At 66.4% G+C, this 2,120-nt stretch carries 1 protein-coding gene and 1 pseudogene; both read right to left on the reverse strand.

The features are described 5' to 3' along the window. A pseudogene (locus tag AC1D00_RS38120) lies at positions 1 to 276 on the reverse strand (ribonuclease R); the annotation flags it as partial. Positions 277 to 283: 7 nt separating this feature from the next. After that, positions 284 to 2,120, reverse strand: a 1,837-nt coding sequence (locus AC1D00_RS38125; RefSeq protein ID WP_477014222.1) for a DNA topoisomerase, incomplete at its 5' end; no start/stop codon positions are given.

Below are 2,120 nucleotides of genomic sequence, written 5' to 3' on the forward strand. Positions count from 1 at the left end.
GGGGGAGGCGATCAGCTCGCCATCGGAGTCGCGGCCGGTGATGTCGCCGACCAGCGTCGACGGTAGGGTGTCTGGTTCCGAGACCTTGTGGCGCTTCTTCTTGATGGTCCCGTCGTCGGCGAGCTCGCGCAGCATGCGCTTGAGCTCGACGCGATCGGCGTTCTTCAGGCCGAACTCGCGCGCAATTTCGCGGGTGCCGACGTTTCCTTGATTTGCCTTGATGAAGGCGACGATGGCTTGCCTGTCGGGAAAGCCACGGTCATTCGTGCGTTTCACTTAACCTCTAATTCTTGCCGGCACTCTTCTTGGCCGGAGCCTTGGTGGCGGCGGCCTTGGTCGGCGACGTCTTTGCGGTCGACGACACGGCGGCGCGCGCCTTGCTGGTGGATTCGGATTTGGCCGCGGCTTTCTTCGCGGCCGGTTTCTTGGGTTTGGGCGCGGCATCATCGCCGTCCGCGGCCTTCGCCGCGGCCTTCTTGGCCTTGGCCGGCTTCGCGGCTTTCTTCGCCTTGGTCTTGCCGCCGCCCTTGGCTGCGCGCTCGTCGATCAGCGCGATCGCCTGCGGCAGCGTGACGGTGTCCTTTTCGAACTCGGCCGGGATCGTCGCGTTGACGCCGCCCGCGGTGACATAGGCGCCGTAGCGGCCGCTCTTCACGGTGACGGTGCCGAGCGTCGGATGATCGCCGATCGCCTTGCCGGGGTCGGCGCCGAAGCGGCGGCTCGGGCCTTTGGCGACCTTTTCCGCGATCAGCGTCACCGCGCGGTTGAGGCCGATGTCGAAGACTTCGTCGCCGGCCTCGAGGCTGGCATAGGTCTTCTCGTGCTTCACGAACGGCCCGAAGCGGCCGAGGCCGGCGGTGATCGGCTGACCGGTTTCGGGATGCTTGCCGATCTCGCGCGGCAGCGACAACAGTTTCAGCGCAAGCTCAAGTTCGACATCGCTCGGAGAGGTGCCCTTGGGGATGCCTGCGCGCTTCGGCTTCTCGCCTTCCTCATAATCCTTCTGCTCGCCGAGCTGGATATAGGGCCCGAAGCGGCCGGCCTTGACCCAGACGTCGAAGCCGGTGTCGGGATCCTGGCCGAGCGAACGGTCGGCGGTCGCCTCGCTGTCGGCGGCGAGCTGGCGGGTGTAGCGGCACTCCGGATAGTTCGAGCAGCCGACGAAGGCGCCGAACTTGCCGGCCTTGAGATTGAGCCTGCCGTTGCCGCAGCTCGGGCACTGCCTGATGTCGCCACCGTCGGCGCGGGGCGGGTAGATGTGCTGTCCGAGCATGTCGTCGAGCACATCAAGCACCTGCGCCACGCGCAAGTCCTTGATCTCGTCGACGGCGCCGATGAAGCCGCTCCAGAAATCCTTCAGCACCTGCTGCCAGGAGATCTCGTTGTTGGAGATGCGATCGAGCTGCTCTTCCAGATTGGCGGTGAAGTCGTACTCGACGTAGCGGCTGAAGAAGCTTTCGAGGAACGCGACCACGACGCGGCCCTTGTCCTCGCCGTGCAGGCGCTTCTTCTCGAGCTTGACGTAGCCGCGGTCCTTCAGGACCTGGAGGATCGAGGCATAGGTCGAGGGCCGGCCGATGCCGAGCTCCTCCATGCGCTTGACCAGCGAGGCTTCCGAGAAGCGCGGCGGCGGCTCGGTGAAATGCTGGGTGACGGCGAGCGACTGCCGCTTCAGGCCGTCGCCGGCGCTCATGGCGGGCAGGCGGCGGGAGTCCTCGTCCTCCTCGTCGTCGCGGCCTTCCTGGTAGAGCGCGAGGAAGCCGTCGAACTTGACGACCTGGCCGGTGGCGCGCAGCTCCAGCGTGCGGCCGCCCACTTTCGCGGTGATGTCGACGGTGGTGCGCTCGAGCTCGGCCGCTTCCATCTGGCTCGCGATGGTGCGCTTCCAGATCAGCTCGTAGAGCCGCGCCTGATCGGAATCGAGCTTGCGGCTCATGCTGTCCGGGCGGCGGGACATGTCGGTCGGGCGGATCGCTTCGTGCGCTTCCTGGGCGTTCTTGGCCTTGGCCTGGTACTGGCGCGGGGCCTCCGGCACGTAGGCGTTGCCGTAATCCTCGCCGATCACCTTGCGCGCCTGGGTGATCGCGGACGGATCGATCTGCACGCCGTCGGTACGCATA

This window comes from Bradyrhizobium sp. P2_E8 (genome assembly GCF_056403875.1).